The 3,896-nt window shown below is 73.8% G+C and carries 4 protein-coding genes; 2 read left to right on the top strand and 2 right to left on the bottom strand.

The features are described 5' to 3' along the window. Positions 1 to 196 precede the first annotated feature (196 nt). Complete coding sequence (locus tag ACWDRR_RS30970; protein ID WP_449775561.1) at positions 197 to 1,084, bottom strand: N5-glutamine methyltransferase family protein; 888 nt, start codon at positions 1,082 to 1,084, stop codon at positions 197 to 199. A 254-nt stretch (positions 1,085 to 1,338) separates the two neighbouring features. Here ACWDRR_RS30970 and ACWDRR_RS30965 point away from each other — a divergent pair, with 254 nt between their 5' ends. Further along, entirely contained in the window at positions 1,339 to 1,767 is a 429-nt protein-coding gene (locus tag ACWDRR_RS30965) for a hypothetical protein (RefSeq protein ID WP_449775560.1), read from the top strand. A 132-nt stretch (positions 1,768 to 1,899) separates the two neighbouring features. Here the strand turns inward: ACWDRR_RS30965 and ACWDRR_RS30960 are convergent, their stop codons facing one another. Then, complete coding sequence (locus tag ACWDRR_RS30960; RefSeq protein ID WP_449775559.1) at positions 1,900 to 2,937, bottom strand: GDP-mannose 4,6-dehydratase; 1,038 nt, start codon at positions 2,935 to 2,937, stop codon at positions 1,900 to 1,902. A 159-nt stretch (positions 2,938 to 3,096) separates the two neighbouring features. Here ACWDRR_RS30960 and ACWDRR_RS30955 point away from each other — a divergent pair, with 159 nt between their 5' ends. Beyond that, on the top strand, positions 3,097 to 3,870 hold the full coding sequence (locus ACWDRR_RS30955) for an aminotransferase class IV (protein WP_449775558.1): 774 nt from the start codon (positions 3,097 to 3,099) through the stop codon (positions 3,868 to 3,870). The last annotated feature ends 26 nt before the right edge of the window (positions 3,871 to 3,896 follow it).

The following is a 3,896-nucleotide window of genomic DNA, read 5'->3' as shown; positions in this document are numbered from 1 at the left end:
AGCAACTCAACCCATCTGGAAGACCGGCGGACAGCAGGCGATTCGATGTGGACAGCCGGCGTGGACCGCACGTGCAGCGCTCGCATTCCTGCACACCAGCGATCAGTCTCGGGTCGGCCCGGCCGGGAAACCCCTAGGGTCACCGGGCCGAGCCGGGCCCGGCCGGGCCACCGGACCGCCGGGCGGACGGGGTCCGTCAGGAGCCGGCCGCGGGCCCCGGTCCGCCGCGCCGGGCGACGGCGTACAGCGGCCAGCCGTACTGGTCCGGACGGGCGGACACGTCGGTGTACCGGGGGTCGCCGCCGAGCAGCCCGGGCACCGCCGACGCATGCAGGTGGCCGTGCTCGACGACCAGCGTGCCGCCCGGCCGCAACAGCCTCGCCGCCAGCTCCACCACCTGCCGGATGACGTGCAGACCGTCCGGCCCGCCGAAGACCGCCCGGTGGGGCTGGTACACCCCGAACTCGGCGGGGACCTCGGCGCCTTCGGGCATGAAGGGGGGATTGGTCACCACCAGGTCCACCGCGCCGTCCAGTTCGGCCAGCAGCCCGGGTGCGAACACATCGGCCTGGTGCAGCTCGATCGGCGGGTCACCGAGCGCGGCCCGCCGCGCGCTGTTGGCCCGGGCGAACTCCAGCGCCACCGGGTCGCAGTCCACCGCGTGCACCGTGGCACGCGGCCGGTGGTGGGCCAGTGCGAGCGCGATCGCCGCGGAGCCGGTGCAGAGGTCCACCGCGAGCGGTCGGTCGACGCCCTCGATCGCGCGCAGCCCCTCCGCGAGCATCGACTCGCTCTGCGCCCGCGGCACGAACACGCCCGGCCCGACCGCCACTTCGACGCCGGCGAGCTCGGCCACCCCGGTCAGGTGGCCGAGCGGGACCCCGGCGGCCCGCCGCGCCACCAGCTCCAGGTACCGCGCGGCCTCCCGGTCGCCCGGCACACCGTCACGTTCCGACCCGGCGGGGCCCGCGCCGAAGAGATGGACGGCCAGCGCCTCGGCGTCCGGCCGCGGGCCGATCACCGTCCCGGTGTCGACCAGGGTCCGCACCGCGTCCTCGATCAGCATTCCGATGGTCGTTCCCACAGCGGCCTCCCTACGCTCCGTGCCGCCGGCTGCCGCCGGACGGCCTCGCGCGGTTCGCGCCCGCGCGACGAACAGCCACTATGCGGCGGGCGGAGCTAGGTGAGACCCGAGACTTTCGCTGCCGCGGCGGCCGTTTCAGGGCCCGAGGCGGCCGAATCTAGGGATTTGCCGGGCGCTCCGGCGGGACGATCGCTGGGCGAGCCATCGGCCCCCGGGACCGTGCCCGGCCGCCGACTTCCACGAGGATGCCTGCCATGCCCGAACCCGTTCTCCGCGGCGACCCACCGGCTTCCGTCACCGCCCTCGACGCGGGCAGCCCGGACGGCAGCACCGGGCGCGCCGAGCCGGTCGACCGTGCCGGTCACGCCCATCTCGCCGATCACGCGGGCCTCACCGGCCACGCCGGCCACACCGACCCGGCCGACGTCGCCGACGTCGCCGACCTGGCCGAGCTCGACGGGCAGCTCATCGCCCAGCTGCTGCGGCGCGCCCGGTGCGCCCGGGCGCAGCAGCTGGGCCGGCGCGCCGCGGGTCTCCCGGCCAGCACCCTCAGCCAGGAGAACGCGATGCTGCGCCAGTACTCGAGCCGACTCGGCCAGCCGGGCGCCGAGATCGCCCTGGCGATCCTCGCCCTGTCCCGGCCGCCGGCGACCCGGACCCGCGAAACCGACCGCCGACAGTGACCCGACGGAAGCGACACGCCGGCAGCGACACGGCGGCACTGACCCGACGGGCCCGTCGGTCACCCGGTGGCAGCACCGGCCGACCCACGGGCCCGGCTTCCCGGCCGGCGGCCGGCTACCGCCGCCCCGCGCTCACCAGCGCACCCCGGAGAGCGCCGAGCCGTACTCCCGTACCAGCCGCGCCTGTTCGAGGTCCGATTCCACCATCATCCGGATCAGTCCGCCGAAGTCCACGGCCGGCTCCCAGCCGAGCGCCTTGCGCGCGTTGCCGGAGTCGGCGCAGAGCGTCTCCACCTCCGCCGGCCGCACCAGCCCCGGGTCGATGACCACGTAGTCCTCCCAGTTCAGGCCCACGCACTCGAACGCGACCCGGGCCACGTCGCGCACCGTGTGCATCCGCCCGGTGCCCACCACGTAGTCCCCCGGCTCCTCCTGCTGGAGCATCAGGTGCATGGCGCGGACGTAGTCGCCCGCGAAGCCCCAGTCCCGCTCGGCGTCGAGGTTGCCCAGGCTGAGCTTCGTCTGGAGGCCGAGCTTGATCTGCGCGACCGCCAGCGAGATCTTGCGGGTCACGAACTCGGCACCGCGGCGCGGTGATTCGTGGTTGAAGAGGATCCCGGACACGCCGTACATGCCGTAGGACTCGCGGTAGTTCCGGGTGATGTAGTGCCCGTAGGTCTTGACCACGCCGTAGGGGCTGCGCGGGTGGAACGAGGTCGTCTCGGTCTGCGGCGACTGCGTCACCTTGCCGAACATCTCGGAGGAGGACGCCTGGTAGAAGCGGATCTGCCCGGCGGCCCCGGCCCGCGCCGCCGGCTTGTTGAGCCCGCTCACCATCCGGATCGCCTCCAGCACCCGCAGGACGCCGGTGCCGTTGACCTCGGTGACCAGCTCCGGCTGCTGCCAGGACATCGGCACGAAGGAGATCGCCCCGAGGTTGTAGACCTCGTCGGGCTGGACGGCGTTCACGGCGGACACCAGGCTGCCCTGGTCCATCAGGTCGCCGTCCACGAACCGCAGATCGGGGATCAGCCGGCTGACCCGGTCCTTGCGCGGGTTCGCCTGCCCCCTGGTCAGCCCCCAGACCTGGTAGCCGAGGGAGATCAGGTGCTCGGCCAGATACGATCCGTCCTGCCCGGTGACCCCGGTGATCAGCGCACGCTTGGACACATCATTCCCCTTTCACCACCATGGATGAGCCCGTCGAGCGGTCGTAGCCCTCAGCGCGGCAGGCCGTTTGTCGGCACAGTCAGCGAAGCAGAAAGAAGCTAAGGAATTTTCGAGACTTCGCCCGCGCCCGGACGGCCGCCCGGCTGCCATGCTGGGCCCATGGCGGAACTGAACGGCGTCCCGGTGCGCGCGGACGAACTCCAGACACTGGCCCTCACCAACTTCGGGCACTTCACCACGATGCGGGCCGAGGCCGGCCGGGTCCGCGGGCTCGGGCTGCACCTGGAACGGCTGGTCCGCGACTGCCGGGCGGTCTTCGACGCCGACCTCGACCCGGAGCGGGTACGGGCGTACGCGCGGCGGGCGGCGCCCACGGACGCGGTCACCATGGTCCGGGTGACGGTCTTCGACCCGGCGCTGGACATCGGGCACCTCGGGGCGGCCGCCGAGCCCCGGGTGCTGGTGACCACCCGCCCCGCGGGCGGCCTCGCCCTCCCGCCGCTACGGGTCCGTTCCGTCCCGTACGTCCGCGACCTGCCGGCGGTCAAGAGCGTCGGCCTGTTCGGCGCGCTGCACCACCGCCGCGAGGCCCAGCGGGACGGCTTCGACGACGCGCTCTTCGTCGACCGGCGGCAGCTCGTCTCCGAGGGCGGCACCTGGAACATCGGCTTCGTGCGGGGCGACCGGGTGGTGTGGGCCGAGGCCGAGCACCTGCCCGGGACGACGATGGAGCTGCTGCGTCGGGCCCGGCCGCACCGTGCGGAGGAGGTGCCGCTGGCGGCCCTCGACGGTTTCGACGCGGCCTTCGCCACCAACGCCGCGATCGGCGTCCGGCCGATCGCGGCCGTCGACAAGGTCGCCTTCCCGGCGGATCACCCGATGATCGCGGCCCTGCGCGACGACTACCTCGGCCTGCCGGGCGATCCGCTCTGACCGGGAGCCGGACCGGTCCCCGGGCC

This window comes from Kitasatospora sp. NPDC003701 (assembly GCF_053587085.1).
The sequence above is the reverse complement of the archived record's forward strand: the minus strand, read 5'-3'. Positions and strand labels throughout refer to the sequence as shown.

Bases quoted from the DNA above. Each gene is read 5' to 3' on its own strand.
- ACWDRR_RS30955 (WP_449775558.1), top strand. From the start codon at position 3,097: ATGGCGGAACTGAACGGCGTCCCGGTGCGCGCGGACGAACTCCAGACA.
- ACWDRR_RS30965 (WP_449775560.1), top strand. From the start codon at position 1,339: ATGCCCGAACCCGTTCTCCGCGGCGACCCACCGGCTTCCGTCACCGCC.